The sequence below is a fragment of the Escherichia sp. KS167_9B genome (assembly GCF_030295215.1).
GTDB classification, from domain to species: Bacteria; Pseudomonadota; Gammaproteobacteria; order Enterobacterales; family Enterobacteriaceae; genus Escherichia; species Escherichia coli_F.
This window is the reverse complement of record NZ_AP025754.1, coordinates 129,048-148,856: the sequence shown is the minus strand read 5'-3', so window position 1 is coordinate 148,856 and position 19,809 is coordinate 129,048. Positions and strand designations below refer to the sequence as shown.

At 52.2% G+C, this 19,809-nt stretch carries 13 protein-coding genes; 6 read left to right on the top strand and 7 right to left on the bottom strand.

Annotated elements, in window-relative coordinates:
• The gene (can, locus tag QUE34_RS00655) at positions 1–663 is read left to right on the top strand and encodes a carbonate dehydratase (protein ID WP_000651599.1); all 663 of its coding nucleotides are present in this window, start codon (positions 1–3) and stop codon (positions 661–663) included.
• Positions 664–703: 40 nt separating this feature from the next.
• Here the strand turns inward: can and hpt are convergent, their stop codons facing one another.
• Positions 704–1,240: a hypoxanthine phosphoribosyltransferase gene (gene hpt, locus QUE34_RS00650; RefSeq protein ID WP_000683336.1), complete on the bottom strand. Its 537-nt coding sequence runs from the start codon at positions 1,238–1,240 to the stop codon at positions 704–706.
• Positions 1,241–1,445: 205 nt separating this feature from the next.
• Here hpt and gcd point away from each other — a divergent pair, with 205 nt between their 5' ends.
• Positions 1,446–3,836, top strand: a complete 2,391-nt coding sequence (gene gcd, locus QUE34_RS00645; protein WP_103253557.1) for a quinoprotein glucose dehydrogenase — start codon at positions 1,446–1,448, stop codon at positions 3,834–3,836.
• 201 nt (positions 3,837–4,037) lie between these two features.
• On the opposite strand, the gene cueO is transcribed toward gcd, so the two are convergent.
• The gene (gene cueO, locus QUE34_RS00635) at positions 4,038–5,588 is read right to left on the bottom strand and encodes a multicopper oxidase CueO (RefSeq protein ID WP_032302393.1); all 1,551 of its coding nucleotides are present in this window, start codon (positions 5,586–5,588) and stop codon (positions 4,038–4,040) included.
• 165 nt (positions 5,589–5,753) lie between these two features.
• Between cueO and QUE34_RS00630 the strand changes: the two genes are divergently transcribed.
• The 3 genes from QUE34_RS00630 (at position 5,754) to speD (ending at position 7,883) form a co-directional block, all read left to right on the top strand.
• Entirely contained in the window at positions 5,754–6,101 is a 348-nt protein-coding gene (locus QUE34_RS00630; protein ID WP_001295568.1) for a YacC family pilotin-like protein, read from the top strand.
• Between the two features lie 105 nt (positions 6,102–6,206).
• On the top strand, positions 6,207–7,073 hold the full coding sequence (gene speE / locus QUE34_RS00625; RefSeq protein WP_032302392.1) for a polyamine aminopropyltransferase: 867 nt from the start codon (positions 6,207–6,209) through the stop codon (positions 7,071–7,073).
• A 15-nt stretch (positions 7,074–7,088) separates the two neighbouring features.
• The gene (gene speD, locus QUE34_RS00620; protein ID WP_000734290.1) at positions 7,089–7,883 is read left to right on the top strand and encodes an adenosylmethionine decarboxylase; all 795 of its coding nucleotides are present in this window, start codon (positions 7,089–7,091) and stop codon (positions 7,881–7,883) included.
• 37 nt (positions 7,884–7,920) lie between these two features.
• Here the strand turns inward: speD and yacL are convergent, their stop codons facing one another.
• Both yacL and acnB read right to left on the bottom strand, forming a co-directional pair.
• The gene (gene yacL / locus QUE34_RS00615; protein ID WP_000384317.1) at positions 7,921–8,283 is read right to left on the bottom strand and encodes a protein YacL; all 363 of its coding nucleotides are present in this window, start codon (positions 8,281–8,283) and stop codon (positions 7,921–7,923) included.
• A 196-nt stretch (positions 8,284–8,479) separates the two neighbouring features.
• On the bottom strand, positions 8,480–11,077 hold the full coding sequence (gene acnB, locus QUE34_RS00610; protein ID WP_001355211.1) for a bifunctional aconitate hydratase 2/2-methylisocitrate dehydratase: 2,598 nt from the start codon (positions 11,075–11,077) through the stop codon (positions 8,480–8,482).
• A 354-nt stretch (positions 11,078–11,431) separates the two neighbouring features.
• Here acnB and QUE34_RS00605 point away from each other — a divergent pair, with 354 nt between their 5' ends.
• Entirely contained in the window at positions 11,432–13,291 is a 1,860-nt protein-coding gene (locus QUE34_RS00605; RefSeq protein WP_032302390.1) for a DUF3300 domain-containing protein, read from the top strand.
• Positions 13,292–13,362: 71 nt separating this feature from the next.
• Here QUE34_RS00605 and lpdA read toward each other — a convergent pair whose 3' ends face one another.
• The 3 genes from lpdA to aceE form a co-directional block, all read right to left on the bottom strand.
• A complete protein-coding gene (gene lpdA / locus QUE34_RS00600) occupies positions 13,363–14,787 on the bottom strand; it encodes a dihydrolipoyl dehydrogenase (protein ID WP_000102485.1) in 1,425 nt (474 codons plus the stop codon).
• A gap of 324 nt (positions 14,788–15,111) precedes the next feature.
• Positions 15,112–17,004, bottom strand: coding sequence for a pyruvate dehydrogenase complex dihydrolipoyllysine-residue acetyltransferase (aceF, locus tag QUE34_RS00595; protein ID WP_000963518.1), 1,893 nt, complete (start codon positions 17,002–17,004; stop codon positions 15,112–15,114).
• A 14-nt stretch (positions 17,005–17,018) separates the two neighbouring features.
• A complete protein-coding gene (gene aceE / locus QUE34_RS00590) occupies positions 17,019–19,682 on the bottom strand; it encodes a pyruvate dehydrogenase (acetyl-transferring), homodimeric type (protein WP_000003822.1) in 2,664 nt (887 codons plus the stop codon).
• Positions 19,683–19,809 lie beyond the last annotated feature (127 nt).

Genomic DNA, 19,809 nt, shown 5'->3' with positions numbered 1-19,809 from the left:
ATGAAAGACATAGATACACTCATCAGCAACAATGCACTATGGTCAAAAATGCTGGTGGAAGAGGATCCCGGGTTTTTTGAGAAACTGGCGCAAGCGCAAAAACCGCGCTTTCTATGGATTGGATGTTCCGACAGTCGCGTTCCTGCAGAACGTTTAACCGGTCTTGAGCCGGGCGAACTCTTTGTTCACCGTAATGTTGCTAACCTGGTCATTCACACCGACCTGAACTGCCTTTCCGTGGTTCAGTATGCAGTGGATGTTCTCGAAGTTGAACACATTATTATCTGTGGCCACTACGGTTGCGGCGGCGTACAGGCCGCAGTTGAAAACCCGGAACTGGGGCTTATCAACAACTGGCTGCTGCACATTCGCGATATCTGGTTCAAACATAGCTCATTGCTTGGCGAAATGCCGCAAGAGCGCCGTCTGGATACCTTGTGCGAACTGAACGTCATGGAGCAGGTATATAACCTGGGCCACTCCACCATTATGCAATCAGCGTGGAAACGCGGGCAGAAAGTCACCATTCACGGCTGGGCCTACGGCATTCACGACGGTTTGCTGCGTGATCTGGATGTTACCGCCACCAACCGCGAAACCCTTGAACAACGTTACCGTCACGGGATTTCCAATCTCAAGCTGAAACACGCCAACCACAAATAAAAACACCATGCCGGATGCAACACATCCGGCACATCCGCACTTACTCGTCCAGCAGCACTACTTTGCCGATGTACGGCAGATGGCGGTAACGCTGAGCGTAATCAATGCCGTAACCCACCACAAACTCATCCGGGATCGAGAAACCGATAAATTCTACCGGGACGTTCACTTCACGACGGGACGGTTTATCCAGCAGCGTACAAATCGCCAGCGACTTCGGTTCGCGCAGGCTTAAGATTTCACGCACTTTCGACAGTGTATTACCCGAGTCGATGATATCTTCAACAATCAGCACGTCCTTGCCACGGATATCTTCATCCAGATCTTTGAGGATTTTCACATCGCGGGTGGTGGACATGCCGCTACCGTAGCTGGAGGCGGTCATAAAATCGACTTCATGAGATACCTGAACTTCACGGCACAGGTCCGCCATAAACATAAATGAGCCACGCAGCAGGCCTACCAGCACCATATCGCTGCCGCTGTCTTTGTAACGCTCAGTAATCTGACGACCCAGTTCGGCGATACGCGCTTTAATCTCCGCTTCGGGGATCATTACTTCTACAGTATGTTTCATATCTCTAACCATATGATTTAAAAACAAATCACTTCGCACGGGTGGATTTCAGCACCGCAACAAAGCGCAAGACACGCAGTATACCAGTAAAACTATTCATTGGCGGAATCTGTTAATAAAGCTCGAATTGTGATGACGATCACACATGTTAAAACCTATAATTAATTGCTACTAAAATATTAATTAATTGAAATGGTGTCTCTTTATGGCAATTAACAATATCGGCTCGCGACGATTACTCGTCACGCTAACAGCCCTATTTGCAGCGCTTTGCGGGCTGTATCTTCTCATTGGCGGAGGCTGGTTGGTCGCGATCGGCGGCTCCTGGTACTACCCTATCGCTGGCCTTGTGATGCTCGGCGTCGCCTGGATGCTGTGGCGCAGCAAACGCGCCGCACTTTGGCTTTACGCGGCATTGCTGCTTGGCACCATGATTTGGGGCGTCTGGGAAGTGGGTTTCGATTTCTGGGCGCTGACGCCGCGTAGCGACATTCTGGTCTTCTTTGGTATCTGGCTGATCCTGCCGTTTGTCTGGCGTCGCCTGGTCATTCCTGCCAGCGGCGCAGTTGCCGCGTTGGTGGTCGCGCTGTTGATTAGCGGTGGTATCCTCACCTGGGCCGGATTTAACGATCCACAGGAAATCAACGGCACCTTAAGCGCTGATGCTACACCTGCCGAAGCTATCTCCCCCGTTGCCGATCAAGACTGGCCTGCCTATGGTCGCAATCAGGAAGGTCAACGCTTTTCACCACTGAAACAAATTAACGCTGATAACGTCCACAAGCTGAAAGAAGCCTGGGTGTTCCGTACAGGCGATGTGAAACAGCCGAACGATCCGGGCGAAATCACCAATGAAGTGACGCCGATTAAAGTAGGCGACACGCTTTACCTGTGTACCGCTCACCAGCGTTTGTTTGCGCTCGATGCCGCCAGCGGCAAAGAGAAATGGCATTACGATCCTGAGCTGAAAACCAACGAGTCTTTCCAGCATGTAACCTGCCGTGGTGTCTCTTATCATGAAGCCAAAGCAGAAACTGCTTCGCCGGAAGTGATGGCGGATTGCCCGCGTCGTATCATTCTCCCGGTCAATGATGGCCGCCTGATTGCGATTAACGCTGAAAACGGCAAGCTGTGCGAAACCTTTGCCAATAAAGGCGTACTCAATCTGCAAAGCAATATGCCGGACACCAAACCGGGTCTGTATGAGCCGACTTCACCACCGATTATCACTGATAAAACCATCGTGATGGCGGGTTCCGTCACTGATAACTTCTCAACCCGCGAAACGTCTGGCGTGATCCGTGGTTTTGATGTCAATACCGGGGAGCTGTTGTGGGCCTTTGATCCAGGCGCGAAAGATCCGAGCGCGATCCCGTCTGACGAACACACCTTTACCTTTAACTCGCCAAACTCGTGGGCACCTGCGGCCTATGACGCGAAGCTGGATCTGGTGTATCTGCCGATGGGCGTTACCACGCCAGATATCTGGGGCGGTAACCGCACCCCAGAACAGGAACGTTATGCCAGCTCAATTCTGGCGCTGAATGCCACTACCGGGAAACTGGCGTGGAGCTATCAGACCGTTCACCACGACCTGTGGGATATGGATCTTCCGGCACAGCCAACGCTGGCAGATATCACCGTTAATGGTCAAAAAGTTCCGGTTATTTACGCTCCAGCGAAAACCGGCAACATTTTTGTGCTTGATCGCCGCAATGGTGAACTGGTGGTTCCGGCCCCGGAAAAACCGGTGCCGCAAGGCGCAGCGAAAGGTGATTACGTTACCCCTACTCAACCGTTTTCTGAACTGAGCTTCCGTCCGACGAAAGATTTAAGCGGTGCGGATATGTGGGGCGCCACCATGTTTGACCAACTGGTGTGCCGCGTAATGTTCCACCAGATGCGTTATGAAGGTATTTTCACCCCGCCATCTGAACAGGGTACGCTGGTCTTCCCGGGTAACCTGGGGATGTTCGAATGGGGCGGGATTTCCGTTGATCCGAATCGTGAAGTGGCAATTGCCAACCCAATGGCACTGCCGTTTGTTTCGAAACTGATCCCACGCGGTCCTGGTAACCCGATGGAACAGCCGAAAGATGCCAAAGGCACGGGTACGGAATCCGGCATCCAGCCGCAGTACGGTGTACCGTATGGTGTCACGCTCAACCCGTTCCTCTCACCGTTTGGTCTGCCATGTAAACAACCAGCATGGGGCTATATCTCGGCATTGGATCTGAAAACCAATGAAGTGGTGTGGAAGAAACGTATTGGTACGCCACAGGACAGTATGCCATTCCCGATGCCCATTCCGGTGCCGTTCAATATGGGTATGCCGATGCTTGGCGGGCCAATCTCCACAGCGGGTAACGTGCTGTTTATTGCCGCTACGGCAGATAACTACCTGCGCGCTTACAACATGAGCAACGGTGAAAAACTGTGGCAGGGCCGTTTACCGGCGGGTGGTCAGGCAACACCGATGACCTATGAAGTGAATGGCAAGCAGTATGTGGTGATCTCCGCAGGCGGTCACGGTTCATTTGGTACGAAGATGGGCGACTATATTGTGGCTTATGCGTTGCCGGATGATGTGAATTAAGACTTGCTCAGATTGCTGACAACGTGCGCGTTGTTCATGCCGGATGCGGCGTGAACGCCTTATCCAGCCTACAAAATTGTGCAAAATCAATGTATTGCACAGCCAGCGTAGGCCTGATAAGCGTAGCGCATCAGGCAGTTTTGCGTTTGTCAGCAGAATAATGCCCGGAGAGATCCGGGCATATTTCCGAATACGGTCTTTTTATACCGTAAACCCTAACATCATCCCCGTATCTTCATGCTCCAGCAGATGGCAGTGCGCCATATATGCATGTTCTTTCGGTGCGTCGTGATTAAACTTCACCAGGACTTCGCTGACATTACCTTCTACCTTAACAGTATCTTTCCAGCCTGCGCGATGCGTCGCTGGCGGTTTGCCATTTTCTGACAAGATACGGAACTGCGTACCGTGGATATGGAACGGATGCAGCATCATGTCGCCCACGCCAGAGATAACCCAACGTTCGTACTGCCCTTTCGCCGCCGCAAACATCGGCTTGTTCATATCAAACGCCTGACCGTTGATTTTATTGGCATGGTGGAAATCGAACTTCCCGCCGTGGTTCATATGATTCATATTGCCGTGCCCCATATGGCCCATCATCTGGCTGTGATCCATCCCGGCCATCGCCTGATCGCCATATTTCTCCATCAGCATCTGCATACCCATCATATCGAGCATCGGGTCCATAGAGAGTTGCAGCTTGCGTACCGTCAGCCCTTCCAGCGAAGGTAATGCTGGCAGGCTACTTAACGCGTCAGGTAAGGCACCTGAAGCACTAATGGAAATCGGCTGGATCCGCATTACCGGATGCGGCTTGTCAAACGGTGCAATTGCCATTCCCATCTGGCTGACCGGTAGCGTCACCAGATCAAAGGGTTTGTTGTCGTTAACCTCCACCAGCACTTCAAAACGCTCACCCATCAGCACCGGTAGCTCGCTCACCTTCACCGGTTCAGGTAGCAGACCACCGTCGCTGGCAATCACATACAGCGGGCGATTGTCACTGGTAGCGAAATTGAGCGAGCGGGCGTTACAGCCATTGAGCAAACGCAGGCGCAGCCAGCCGCGCGGGGCGGCGTGTTGCGGGTAGATAGCACCATTGGTCAGCAGCGTATCGCCAAACCAACCCACGGCAGCGGTCATCACATCCAGTTGATAATCAATCTGGCCGTCAGCGTTAAATTTCTTATCCTGAACAATCACCGGGACATCATCAATACCCCACTGTTTTGGCAGCATTAATTTTAGAATCTCGTCATCTTCAATCACTACCAGCCCCGCCAGCCCCATCGCCACCTGTCGCCCGGTTTTGCCATGTTGATGCGGATGGAACCAGCAGGTAGCGGCAGGTTGATCAACGTTCAACGTCACCGTACGCTTGCCACCTGGCGGAATAATTCCCTGCGGGCCGCCGTCGACCTCACCCGGTACTTCCAGCCCGTGCCAGTGCAACGTCGTTTCTTCCGTCAGTTGGTTATAGATATCAACCGTTACCGCTTTGCCGCGCTGTAATTTCACCGCCGGCCCCAGCAGATTGCCGTTATAGCCCCAGGTAGTTGCCGTTTTCCCGCCAAAGGTGGACTGACCTGTGCCAACAGTTAACTGAATACGATTGCGGGCATCAGTCGTGAGCAAATCAGGGATCGGTAACGTTGGACGCTCCGCCGCAAATACTGCGCGGCTCCACAGCGGCAAGGCTGAAGCTACGCCCAGCGCAATGGAATATTTCAAGAAATCACGACGTTGCATAGTTATTTCCTTATTCTTAAGCAGGCGAAACAAAATCAAACGTTGAGCATAGTCCTTCCCCTTACGGGAAGGTCAAGCCGCAGACACAATTTAATCAACAATAATGGTCGTCGCCTCGCTCGCAGTGTGCTAACGTTTATCTTCTTTAAGCCCCTGGTAGAAGCAATGAAGACGTTTTTCAGAACAGTGTTATTCGGCAGCTTGATGGCCGTCTGCGCAAACAGTTACGCGCTCAGCGAGTCTGAAGCCGAAGATATGGCCGATTTAACGGCAGTTTTTGTCTTTCTGAAGAACGATTGTGGTTACCAGAACTTACCAAACGGGCAGATTCGTCGCGCACTGGTCTTTTTCGCCCAGCAAAACCAGTGGGATCTCAGCAACTACGATACCTTCGACATGAAAGCCCTCGGTGAAGACAGCTACCGCGATCTCAGCGGCATCGGCATTCCCGTCGCTAAAAAATGCAAAGCCCTGGCTCGCGATTCCTTAAGCCTGCTTGCCTACGTCAAATAATCCCTGATACCTTTTTGTAGAAATATTGACCGTGCATCCGCGGTCAATGTTAGCTATTATGTTGCGCCCTTTTTTTACGGGTGTTAACAAAGGAGGTATCAACCCATGGCCGAAAAAAAACAGTGGCATGAAACGCTACACGACCAGTTTGGGCAGTACTTTGCTGTAGATAACGTTCTGTATCATGAAAAGACCGATCACCAGGATCTGATCATTTTTGAGAACACTGCATTTGGTCGCGTAATGGCGCTGGATGGCGTAGTACAAACCACCGAGCGCGACGAGTTTATCTATCATGAGATGATGACCCACGTTCCGCTATTAGCCCACGGTCACGCGAAACATGTGCTGATTATCGGCGGCGGCGACGGTGCCATGCTGCGTGAAGTGACCCGACATAAAAACGTTGAGTCAATCACGATGGTGGAAATCGATGCGGGTGTCGTGTCGTTCTGCCGTCAGTATCTGCCCAACCATAACGCAGGCAGCTACGACGATCCGCGCTTTAAACTGGTGATCGACGATGGCATCAATTTCGTTAATCAAACCAGCCAGACCTTTGATGTCATTATCTCCGACTGCACCGATCCTATCGGTCCCGGCGAAAGTCTCTTCACATCAGCATTTTACGCAGGTTGTAAACGCTGCCTGAATCCTGGCGGTGTCTTCGTCGCACAGAACGGCGTCTGCTTTTTACAGCAGGAAGAAGCCATCGACAGCCACCGCAAACTCAGCAATTATTTTAGCGATGTCGGCTTTTATCAGGCGGCAATCCCGACCTATTACGGCGGCATCATGACCTTTGCATGGGCGACAGATAACGACGCCTTACGCCATCTCTCAAGCGAAATTATTCAGGCGCGTTTTCTCGCTTCTGGCCTGAAATGCCGTTATTACAATCCGGCAGTCCATACGGCAGCTTTTGCCTTACCTCAGTATCTGCAAGACGCACTGGCCTCACAGCCGTCCTAAGGAGAAGATAAGAAATTGAAAAAACTGAAACTGCATGGCTTTAATAATCTGACCAAAAGTCTGAGTTTTTGTATTTACGATATCTGCTATGCCAAAACTGCCGAAGAGCGCGACGGTTATATCGCTTATATCGATGAACTCTATAATGCCAACCGCCTGACCGAAATTCTGTCAGAAACCTGTTCCATTATCGGAGCCAATATTCTTAACATCGCCCGCCAGGATTACGAACCACAGGGTGCCAGCGTCACTATTCTGGTGAGTGAAGAACCGGTCGACCCGAAACTTATCGACAAAACAGAACACCCCGGCCCATTGCCAGAAACGGTCGTTGCCCATCTCGATAAAAGTCATATTTGCGTACATACCTATCCGGAAAGCCATCCTGAAGGCGGTTTATGTACCTTCCGCGCTGATATTGAAGTCTCAACCTGCGGCGTGATTTCTCCGTTGAAGGCGCTGAATTACCTGATCCACCAGCTTGAATCCGATATCGTGACCATTGATTATCGCGTGCGCGGTTTTACCCGCGACATTAACGGTATGAAGCACTTTATCGACCATGAGATTAATTCGATTCAGAACTTTATGTCCGAGGATATGAAGGCGCTGTATGACATGGTGGATGTGAACGTCTATCAGGAAAATATCTTCCATACAAAAATGTTGCTTAAAGAGTTCGACCTTAAGCACTACATGTTCCACACTAAACCGGAAGATTTAACCGACAGCGAGCGCCAGGAAATTACCGCTGCGCTGTGGAAAGAAATGCGCGAGATTTATTACGGGCGCAATATGCCAGCTGTTTAACGACTCAGGCGGAGCACAGAGGCTCCGCCTGATTAATCTACTTCTGCTGCACAAAATCGCGATAAGCCGCTACTACCTGCAAGAAGTCCTCAACGCCGCACAGCGACAGGCTTTCCTCGTCGTAGTAGTTCATCCCCTCTTCCATTTCATCGCCAGCGAATTCCAGTTGATTGGCGCGAACCATCACCTCTTCGCCGTCCATCCACAGGGTGTATTCATGCCCTGCCCGTTGCCAGGAACGTTCGCTGCCTTTGAGCGTGCGCGCTGCGTCTTCCACTTCGTCAAGCAAGGCCAGGTTTTCTTTCACCTCTTCATTAAACCAGTGCCCGATGACTTCATGCCCCATGGACATGCGCACCTTTACCACTCCGGTTACATCACGCAGAAATTCGTAATCCATAGTATGTTCCTCTGCTCCTGGCAATGCGCCAATACTGCATTGCACCTTAGGTTTAATTATCGCAGTACTATGCAAGAATAAAAGGTGGAAAAGGATAAGGAATAAAAATAAACCCCCTTTCCTTGAGCAAAAAGGGGGTTTAAAGAAGTGTTGCTTGTCAGGTATTCAGGATAACACCTGAGCTATTTTCAGGCTGTTACACCGCAGTCTGGAAAATCACCCCATCCGCTTTTTCGGTGTACTGAGAAAGCTGGTTGAAGTTCAGATAACGGTAAGTATCAACGGCTGTTTTATCTACCTGCGCCACGTAGGTCTGGTACTCTTCCGGTGTCGGCAGTTTGCCAATCAGCGCCGCAACAGCAGCCAGTTCAGCAGAAGCCAGGAAGACATTCGCGCCAGTACCCAGACGGTTCGGGAAGTTACGGGTAGAGGTGGAAACCACCGTCGCACCGTCTGCTACACGCGCCTGGTTACCCATACACAGGGAACAGCCAGGTATCTCGATACGCGCACCGCTCTTACCGAAGACGCTGTAGTAGCCTTCTTCGGTCAACTGCGCGGCGTCCATACGGGTTGGCGGTGCCACCCACAGGCGGGTCGGTAGCTGACCTTTATGCGCATCCAGCAGTTTACCGGCGGCACGGAAGTGACCGATGTTGGTCATGCAAGAACCGATAAACACTTCGTCGATTTTCTCGCCCTGTACCGCAGACAGCGGACGTGCGTCGTCCGGGTCGTTCGGTGCACAGAGGATTGGCTCTTTGATATCCGCCAGATCGATGTCGATTACTGCTGCGTATTCTGCATCAGCATCGGCTTCCAGCAGCTCAGGATTCGCCAACCATTTTTCCATACCCTGAATACGACGTTCCAGGGTACGACGATCGCCATAACCTTCCGCGATCATCCACTTCAGCAGGACGATGTTAGAGTTCAGGTATTCGATGATCGGTTCTTTGTTCAGCTTGATGGTACAACCGGCAGCAGAACGCTCGGCGGACGCATCGGTCAGCTCAAAGGCCTGCTCAACTTTCAGATCCGGCAGACCTTCAATTTCCAGAATGCGACCAGAGAAGATGTTTTTCTTGCCTTTCTTCTCAACGGTCAGCAGACCTTGTTTGATCGCATACAGCGGAATGGCGTGTACCAGATCGCGCAGGGTGATGCCCGGCTGCATTTTGCCTTTGAAGCGAACCAGAACGGATTCTGGCATATCCAGCGGCATTACGCCTGTTGCAGCTGCAAATGCCACCAGACCAGAGCCCGCCGGGAAAGAGATACCGATCGGGAAACGGGTATGGGAGTCACCGCCAGTACCGACGGTATCCGGCAGCAGCATACGGTTCAGCCAGGAGTGAATTACGCCGTCACCCGGACGCAGCGACACACCGCCACGGTTCATGATGAAGTCCGGCAGCGTGTGGTGAGTGTTAACGTCAACTGGTTTCGGATAAGCCGCTGTGTGACAGAAAGACTGCATCACCAGGTCAGCCGAGAAGCCCAGGCACGCCAGGTCTTTCAGTTCATCACGGGTCATTGGACCGGTGGTGTCCTGAGAACCGACTGAGGTCATTTTCGGTTCGCAGTACGCGCCCGGACGAATGCCTTTCACGCCGCAGGCACGACCGACCATTTTCTGCGCCAGCGAGAAGCCGCGATCGCTCTCAGCGACATCTTTCGCCTGACGGAACACATCGCTGTGCGGCAGGCCGAGTGCTTCACGCGCTTTGGTGGTCAGGCCACGCCCGATAATCAGCGGAATACGGCCGCCAGCACGCACTTCATCAATCAGCACGTCGGTTTTCAGTTCGAAGGTCGCCAGCAGTTCGCCGGTTTCGTGGTTACGCACTTCACCTTTGTACGGGTAAACGTCAATCACGTCGCCCATGTTCAGGTTAGAGACGTCGACTTCGATTGGCAGTGCGCCGGCGTCTTCCATTGTGTTAAAGAAGATTGGCGCAATTTTACCGCCGAGACACAAACCACCGCCGCGTTTGTTCGGTACATGAGGAATATCTTCACCCATAAACCACAGCACGGAGTTAGTCGCAGATTTACGCGAGGAACCGGTACCCACAACGTCACCCACATAGGCCAGCGGGAAACCTTTCTGTTGCAGAGCTTCGATTTGCTTGATCGGACCAACAACACCCGGCTGGTCTGGCTCGATGCCTTCACGCGCGTTTTTCAGCATCGCCAACGCGTGCAGTGGGATATCCGGGCGTGACCACGCATCCGGTGCCGGAGAAAGGTCATCGGTGTTGGTTTCGCCAGTTACTTTGAAGACGGTAACGGTCAGTTTTTCAGCCAGCGCCGGGCGATTCAGGAACCATTCGGCATCTGCCCAGGACTGCATTACCTGCTTCGCATATTCGTTGCCTGCTTTGGCTTTCTCTTCTACGTCATAGAAGTTATCGAACATCAACAGCGTGTGGGACAGTGCTTTGGCAGCAATCGGTGCCAGTTTGGCATCGTCCAGCGCGTCGATCAGCGGATGAATGTTGTAACCACCCTGCATAGTGCCCAGCAGTTCGATAGCTTTTTCCGGAGTCAGCAGCGGGGATTTAGCTTCGCCTTTGGCGACAGCAGCCAGGAAGCCTGCTTTGACATAGGCGGCTTCATCGACGCCAGGGGGAACACGGTTGGTTAACAGATCTAACAGGAATTCTTCTTCGCCCGCGGGCGGGTTTTTCAGCAGCTCTACAAGTGCGGCCATTTGGTTTGCATCCAGGGGTTTGGGCGCAATCCCCTCAGCGGCACGCTCAGCTACGTGCTTACGGTATTCTTCTAGCACGACGGTTCTCCTCGCTCTCATTGTCATAGTGCGGCAGGCGATTCTCTTCACGCTCCTGTGAGACAGCAGTTTGTAGGGTAAATGCCCAGTACCGCAACGGGCAGAATAGCAGGATTTTAGCGATGTGTTAATTCGTTTACAAAAAAGCAACACAAAAAAGTGGCTGAATCGTTAAGGATAGTCTAGAGAATGTTACCAGTCTGAAACCACCTGTTAATTCGCACGATTATAATCACCCATCTCAACAAATCCCAATATTCGTCAAAATTTAAACTACAGCCTCTTTATACTTTCCCATTCAGCACCTGCGGGTGGCAGTTCGCCGACCATTACGATTTCCTTGAGATCAGGATCATGATAATAACTTCGCCGTTTAAACCCAATGTGCTGGTGCTTATTTGCAGTGCCGGGCTTTGTGCCGCCTCAGCAGGGCTATATATAAAAAGCCGCACGCCAGATACCCCCGTCCAACCAGTGCCCGTTGTTGCCACCGTGGCAACAGCCCCACAAATCGGGGAGCAACCGACACCAGTTCCTCCAGCAACGCCTGCACCAGAAGTAACGGCAACCCTACCACTTACGCCTGCCAGTACCGCTGAAGTGAAATCGACTTTTACCACTGCGCAAATTGACCAGTGGGTCGCGCCAATTGCGCTTTATCCTGATGCTTTGCTATCACAAGTATTGATGGCAGCCACTTATCCAACCAATGTGGCACAGGCAGTTCAGTGGTCACGAGATAATCCGACAAAACAGGGTGATAATGCTATTCAGGCCGTTTCTGACCAACCCTGGGATGCCAGCGTAAAATCGCTGGTGGCTTTTCCGCAACTGATGGCATTAATGGGCGAAAATCCGGAGTGGGTGAAAAATCTTGGTGATGCATTCCTGGCACAACCGCAGGACGTCATGGACTCAGTACAGAAATTACGTCGCCTGGCACAGCAGACCGGATCGTTAAAATCAACCGTGGAACAGAAAGTTGTGACCACAACCCGGAAAGCTGCGCCGGTAAAATCTCATGAATCGGAAAACCAGGACACGACGTCTGTCGCCAGTACAACAACCATTATTACCCAGCCAGATCCCGAACCGACTATTATCACCATTGAGCCAACGAAACCGGACGTAATTTATATTCCAAACTATAACCCCTCCGTAGTTTACGGAAGCTGGGAAAATACGGCTTATCCACCCGTTTATTTGCCACCACCAGCAGGCGAACCGTTTGTTGATAGCTTCGTGCGCGGCTTCGGTTACAGCATGGGTGTTGCCACAACGTATGCCTTATTCAGCAATATCGACTGGGATGATGATCATCACGATCATCATCATCATGATGACGACGATCACCATAACCACAACGACGACTATCGGGACGGGAAAGCCTGGCAGCATAACGGCGATAATATCAATATCAACGTCAATAATTTCAACCGTATCACGGGCGAGCACCTTACTGACAAGAATATGAGGTGGCAGCATAATCCAAATTACCGTGACGGCGTGCCTTACCATGATCAGGATATGGCAAAACGTTTTCATCAAACAAACGTCAATGGTGGTATGAGCACCACACAGCTGCCAGCACAGTCTCGCGATATCCAGCGCCAGGAGGCAGCGAGTCAATTTCAACAGCGGACGCACTCTGCACCAGTGACCATGCGTGATACACAACGTCAGGCTGCTTCACAGCAATTTCATCAGCGGGAGCAACAGGATGATTTTCGTGATTATGCTCTGCCCCGCCGTAACAGCAACACTTCACGTTTTGATGGCGAATACCACAACCGTGAAGACGGGAATGTTCGCCCACCGCAACGCCAGTTAACTCAACAACAGCGGGAGAAAGCCCGTAAGCGTTATGATTCTGCGACACCTGAGCAGCGCCAGGCGTTTCGTGAGAAAGTTCAGAACCAGCAACGACCGTTGAGTCAGCAGCAAAGGGATAGCGCCCGCCAGCGTATTCAATCGGCCTCGCCTGAGCAGCGTCAGGCTTTTCGGGAGAAAGTTCAGAATCAGCAACGACCGCTGAGCCAACAGCAAAGGGATAGCGCTCGCCAGCGAATTCAGTCAGCAACACCTGAACAACGTCAAGTCTTTCGCGAGAATCGCTTGAATGACACCAGCCGCGTCTCCAGACTTAGTAGTGAGCAACGCTCAGCAGTACGGGAACGTCTCTCTGAGCGCGGAGCAAGGCGACTGGAAAGGTAAATTACAGACGTAAAAAAAGCGGCATAGTTAGCCGCTTTTTTAAATTACCGGATGTCCCGGCACACGAAGAATTACTTCTTCTTCGCTTTCGGGTTCGGCAGGTCGGTGATGCTACCTTCGAACACTTCTGCCGCCAGGCCCACAGACTCGTGCAGAGTCGGGTGCGCGTGGATGGTCAGTGCGATGTCTTCAGCATCACAACCCATTTCGATTGCCAGACCGATTTCACCCAGCAGCTCGCCGCCGTTAGTACCGACAATCGCACCACCGATCACACGGTGAGATTCTTTGTCGAAAATCAGCTTGGTCATACCGTCTGCGCAGTCAGAAGCGATAGCACGACCAGAAGCAGCCCACGGGAAGGTGGCGGTTTCATAGCTGATGCCTTTCTCTTTCGCTTCTTTCTCAGTCAGACCCACCCATGCAACTTCTGGTTCGGTATAGGCGATAGACGGGATAACTTTCGGATCGAAGTAGTGTTTCTTACCGGCAATAACTTCAGCGGCAACGTGACCTTCGTGAACACCTTTGTGTGCCAGCATCGGCTGACCGACGATATCGCCGATAGCAAAGATGTGCGGTACGTTGGTACGCAGCTGTTTGTCAACGCGGATGAAACCACGGTCGTCAACTTCCACGCCCGCTTTGCCTGCGTCGAGGTTTTTACCGTTCGGCACACGACCAATCGCTACCAGCACGGCGTCGTAACGCTGCGGTTCAGCTGGTGCTTTTTTGCCTTCCATCGTCACATAGATACCGTCTTCTTTCGCTTCAACGGCGGTAACTTTGGTTTCCAGCATCAGGTTGAATTTCTTGCTGATACGCTTGGTGAAGACTTTAACGATGTCTTTGTCAGCTGCCGGGATAACCTGGTCGAACATTTCAACCACATCAATCTGTGAACCCAGCGCGTGGTATACGGTCCCCATTTCCAGACCGATGATACCGCCACCCATTACCAGCAGGCGTTCTGGTACTTCTTTCAGTTCCAGCGCGTCAGTGGAGTCCCAGATACGCGGATCTTCATGCGGAATAAACGGCAGTTGAATCGGGCGAGAACCCGCTGCAATGATCGCGTTGTCGAAGTTGATCACGGTTTTGCCGTTCTCACCTTCAACTTCCAGGGTGTTCGCCCCGGTGAATTTACCCAGACCGTTGACCACTTTGACTTTGCGGCCTTTCGCCATACCAGCCAGACCACCGGTCAGCTGATTGATCACTTTCTCTTTCCAGGTACGAATCTTGTCGATATCGGTTTTCGGTTCGCCGAAGACGATACCGTGTTCAGCCAGCGCTTTGGCTTCTTCGATAACTTTTGCTACGTGCAGCAGTGCTTTAGAAGGGATACAGCCGACGTTCAGGCAAACACCGCCAAGGGTGTTGTAACGTTCTACGATTACGGTTTCCAGACCTAAATCAGCGCAACGGAAGGCAGCGGAGTAACCTGCGGGGCCTGCCCCAAGTACCACGACCTGAGTTTTGATTTCAGTACTCATCATGACCTCTATATATTTATCTCCGGCGGTCATACCCGTCGTCTTTCAGGCCGCAGCGGCGTTAGCTTCACGCCCTCACCCCAGTCACTTACTTATGTAAGCTCCTGAGGATTCTGGCGCTTGCTACCTTGCTGCACCCAGAAATCCATAGGGTATGTGAAGTAATACCCTAACCACCACCGGGTCGTTCTATCCGTCGGTATTTTACAAAATTGTTAACAATTTTTAAACAACAAACGGCAACCGATTTGTCTATTCGCTAATAACCTCAATACATTCATGAGATTACCAGAAAAAAGCCGGCCGTTGGGCCGGCTCTTTTACTTACATCACCAGACGGCGAATGTCAGACAGCGTGTTGTTAATGATGGTAATGAAACGGGCACCATCAGCACCGTCGATCACGCGGTGGTCGAAGGAGAGAGAAATCGGCAGCATCAGACGCGGCACGAACTCTTTACCATTCCACACCGGTTCCATCGCGGACTTGGAAACACCGAGGATAGCCACTTCCGGCGCGTTCACAATCGGCGCGAAGTGGGTAGTACCCAGGCCGCCGATGCTGGAAATGGTGAAGCAACCGCCCTGCATTTCGCCCGCAGTCAGCTTACCGTCACGCGCTTTCTTAGAAATGGTCATCAGTTCGCGAGACAGCTCGATGATGCCTTTCTTGTTGACGTCTTTGAATACCGGAACAACCAGACCGTTCGGGGTATCCACCGCCACACCGATGTTGATGTATTTCTTCAGGGTCAGACGCTGACCGTCTTCCGACAGAGAACTGTTGAAGCGAGGCATCTGCTCAAGTGCCGCAGCAACGGCTTTCATGATGAAGACAACTGGGGTTATCTTCACATCCAGCTTACGTTTCGCTGCTTCTTCGTTCTGCTGTTTACGGAACGCTTCCAGCTCAGTGATATCGGTTTTGTCGAAGTGAGTAACATGCGGGATCATCACCCAGTTACGGCTCAGGTTCGCACCAGAGATTTTCTGGATGCGGCCCAGTTCCACTTCTTCGATTTCACCAAACTTGCTGAAGTCCACCTTCGGCCACGGCAGCATGCCAGGGATACCGCCGCCAGTTGCCGCCGGAGCCGCTTCTGCACGTTTGATCGCTTCTTTCACGTAAGCCTGAACGTCTTCGCGCAGGATACGACCTTTACGGCCAGTGCCCTTCACTTTCGCCAGGTTAACGCCAAATTCGCGTGCCAGACGGCGGATCAGCGGAGTCGCGTGAACGTAAGCGTCGTTTTCAGCAAATTCAGATTTGCCTTCTGCTTTTGCAGCCGGTGCTGCTGCCGGAGCTTCAGCTTTTGCTGCCGGAGCCGGCGCTGCCGCTTCCTGTTTCGCAGGAGCTGCCGCAGGCGCTGCGCCTTCAACTTCGAAGATCATAATCAGCGAGCCAGTTTTCACTTTATCGCCAACGTTGACTTTCAGTTCCTTCACGACGCCTGCAAACGGAGCCGGAACTTCCATAGACGCTTTATCGCCTTCTACGGTGATCAGTGACTGTTCAGCGGCAACTTTGTCGCCCACTTTCACCATCACTTCGGTCACTTCAACTTCGTCACCACCGATATCCGGAACGTTAACCTCTTTCACGCCAGCTGCTGGTGCAGGGGCCGCTGCCGGAGCCGCTTCCTGTTTAGCCGCCGGAGCTGCCGCGCCTGCTTCACCCGCGACTTCGAAGACCATAATCAGCGAGCCGGTAGACACTTTGTCACCCACGTTCACTTTGATCTCTTTCACGGTGCCTGCAAACGGAGCCGGAACTTCCATAGAAGCCTTGTCGCCTTCTACGGTGATCAGCGACTGTTCAGCTTCAACTTTGTCGCCCACTTTCACCAGGATTTCGGTCACTTCGACTTCGTCGCTGCCGATATCCGGAACATTTACGTCTTTTGCCGCCGCAGCAGCGGGTGCTGCTGCCGGAGCTGCTTCTTTCTTCTCTTCTGCCTGAGCAGGTGCAGCGTCTGCTGCACCGTCGGCGGAATCGAAAATCATAATCAGTGCGCCGGTCTGGGTTTTATCGCCAACAGAGACTTTGATCTCTTTAACGATACCCGCCTGCGGAGACGGAACTTCCATAGAGGCTTTGTCGCCTTCTACAGTGATCAGCGACTGTTCGGCTTCAACTTTGTCGCCCACTTTGACCAGGATCTCGGTGATTTCAACTTCATCAGCCCCGATGTCCGGTACTTTGATTTCGATAGCCATTATTCTTTTACCTCTTACGCCAGACGCGGGTTAACTTTATCTGCATCGATGTTGAATTTGGCGATTGCGTCAGCAACCACTTTCTTATCGATTTCGCCACGTTTAGCCAGTTCGCCCAGCGCCGCAACCACGACATAAGAAGCATCAACTTCGAAGTGGTGACGCAGGTTCTCACGGCTGTCGGAACGACCGAAGCCATCAGTACCCAGTACGCGGTAGTCGTCAGCCGGTACGTAAGTACGGACCTGCTCAGCGAACAGTTTCATATAGTCGGTAGATGCCACTGCCGGAGCGTCGTTCATCACCTGAGCGATATACGGAACGCGTGGAGTTTCCAGCGGGTGCAGCATATTCCAGCGTTCACAATCCTGACCATCACGCGCCAGTTCGGTGAAGGAGGTCACGCTATATACGTCAGAACCTACGCCGTACTCTTTCGCCAGGATCTCTGCCGCTTCACGGACGTGACGCAGGATAGAACCGGAGCCCAGCAGCTGAACTTTACCTTTGCTACCTTCAATGGTTTCGAGTTTGTAGATACCTTTACGGATACCTTCCTCAGCACCTTCCGGCATTGCCGGCATGTGGTAGTTTTCGTTCAGCGTAGTGATGTAGTAGTAAACGTTCTCTTGTTTCTCACCGTACATACGCTCCAGACCATCATGCATGATGACAGCAACTTCGTAAGCGTAAGCCGGGTCGTAAGAAATACAGTTCGGGATAGTCAGCGACTGAATGTGGCTGTGACCATCTTCGTGCTGCAGACCTTCGCCGTTCAGGGTGGTACGACCGGAAGTACCGCCGATCAGGAAGCCACGTGCCTGCTGGTCGCCAGCAGCCCAGCACAGATCGCCGATACGCTGGAAGCCGAACATCGAGTAATAGATGTAGAACGGAATCATCGGCAGATTGTTGGTGCTGTAAGAGGTCGCCGCTGCCAGCCAGGAGCAACCTGCGCCCAGCTCGTTGATCCCTTCTTGCAGAATCTGACCTTTCTCGTCTTCTTTATAGTAAGCAACCTGCTCGCGGTCCTGCGGGGTGTACTGCTGACCGTTCGGGCTGTAAATACCAATCTGACGGAACAGACCTTCCATACCGAAAGTACGCGCTTCGTCGGCGATGATCGGCACCAGACGATCTTTGATCGACTTGTTCTTCAGCATCACGTTCAGGGCACGAACGAAAGCGATAGTGGTAGAGATCTCTTTGCTCTGCTCTTCCAGCAGCGCGCCGAAGTCTTGCAGGCTCGGCAGCTCCAGCTTCTCGGTGAAGTTCGGCTGGCGGCTTGGCAGATAACCGTGCAATTTCTGACGCTGAGCGTGCAGATAGGTATGCTCTTCAGAACCTTCCGGGAAGGTGATGTACGGCAGTTTTTCGATATCAGCATCAGACACCGGCACATTGAAACGGTCGCGGATATGACGCACGCCGTCCATGTTCATTTTCTTAACCTGGTGCGCGATGTTTTTACCTTCAGCTGCGTCGCCCATGCCGTAACCTTTAATGGTATGAGCAAGGATTACTGTCGCTTTGCCTTTGGTTTCCTGCGCTTTCTTGAATGCAGCGTAGATTTTCTTCGGATCGTGACCACCACGGTTCAGCGCCCAGATCTGCTCGTCAGTCCAGTCTGCAACCAGAGCTGCGGTTTCCGGATATTTACCGAAGAAGTGTTCACGAACGTACGCACCATCTTTCGATTTGAAGGTCTGGTAGTCGCCGTCAACGGTTTCGTTCATCAGCTGGATCAGTTTACCGCTGGTATCTTTACGCAGCAGTTCATCCCAACGGCTACCCCACATCACTTTGATCACGTTCCAGCCAGCACCTTCGAAGATGCCTTCCAGTTCGTTGATGATCTTGCCGTTACCGGTGACCGGGCCGTCAAGACGCTGCAGGTTACAGTTGATAACGAAGACCAGGTTATCCAGTTTTTCACGGGTAGCGATGGTGATCGCACCTTTGGATTCCGGTTCGTCCATTTCACCGTCGCCGAGGAACGCGTAAACGGTCTGTTTAGAGGTATCTTTCAGGCCACGGTGTTCCAGATATTTCAGGAATTTAGCCTGGTAAATAGCACCAATCGGACCCAGACCCATAGATACGGTCGGGAACTGCCAGAATTCCGGCATCAGTTTCGGGTGCGGATAGGAAGAGAGGCCATTGCCGTGAACTTCCTGACGGAAGTTATCCAGCTGCTCTTGAGTCAGACGACCTTCCAGGAAAGCACGTGCGTAAACGCCCGGGGAGATGTGGCCCTGGAAGTAAACCAGGTCGCCGCCATCCTGCTCGTTGCGCGCACGGAAGAAGTGGTTAAAGCACACATCATAAATGGTTGCGGACGACTGGAAGGACGCCATGTGGCCGCCCAGTTCGAGGTCTTTTTTCGACGCACGCAGAACCGTCATGATGGCGTTCCAGCGGATAGCTGAACGAATACGGCGTTCCAGTTCCAGATTACCCGGATACTCCGGTTGTTCTTCAACGGGGATGGTGTTGATGTAGTTGCTGATACCGGTGCCTGCGGCTACGTTGACACCGCCTTTGCGGGCTTCAGCAAGCAGTTGGTCGATCAGATACTGAGCACGCTCAACACCTTCTTCACGGATGACCGATTCGATCGCCTGGAGCCAGTCGCGAGTTTCGATCGGATCCACGTCATTTGGGAAACGTTCTGACATGGGTTATTCCTTATCTATCTAATAACGTTGAGTTTTCTGGAACCTGTCCCATTGAACTCTCGCCGGAAAGCTCAATAAGACAGGTTCTACGTTTAGTTGCCGCGCTTTTATATGCGCTTGATTTACA

Excerpts from the sequence above, each read along its gene's own strand:
- aceF (WP_000963518.1), bottom strand. The coding sequence starts at position 17,004 with ATGGCTATCGAAATCAAAGTACCGGACATCGGGGCTGATGAAGTTGAA.
- aceE (WP_000003822.1), bottom strand. The coding sequence starts at position 19,682 with ATGTCAGAACGTTTCCCAAATGACGTGGATCCGATCGAAACTCGCGAC.
- gcd (WP_103253557.1), top strand. The coding sequence starts at position 1,446 with ATGGCAATTAACAATATCGGCTCGCGACGATTACTCGTCACGCTAACA.
- lpdA (WP_000102485.1), bottom strand. The coding sequence starts at position 14,787 with ATGAGTACTGAAATCAAAACTCAGGTCGTGGTACTTGGGGCAGGCCCC.
- yacL (WP_000384317.1), bottom strand. The coding sequence starts at position 8,283 with ATGGATTACGAATTTCTGCGTGATGTAACCGGAGTGGTAAAGGTGCGC.
- cueO (WP_032302393.1), bottom strand. The coding sequence starts at position 5,588 with ATGCAACGTCGTGATTTCTTGAAATATTCCATTGCGCTGGGCGTAGCT.
- QUE34_RS00605 (WP_032302390.1), top strand. The coding sequence starts at position 11,432 with ATGATAATAACTTCGCCGTTTAAACCCAATGTGCTGGTGCTTATTTGC.
- can (WP_000651599.1), top strand. The coding sequence starts at position 1 with ATGAAAGACATAGATACACTCATCAGCAACAATGCACTATGGTCAAAA.
- QUE34_RS00630 (WP_001295568.1), top strand. The coding sequence starts at position 5,754 with ATGAAGACGTTTTTCAGAACAGTGTTATTCGGCAGCTTGATGGCCGTC.
- speE (WP_032302392.1), top strand. The coding sequence starts at position 6,207 with ATGGCCGAAAAAAAACAGTGGCATGAAACGCTACACGACCAGTTTGGG.
- hpt (WP_000683336.1), bottom strand. The coding sequence starts at position 1,240 with ATGAAACATACTGTAGAAGTAATGATCCCCGAAGCGGAGATTAAAGCG.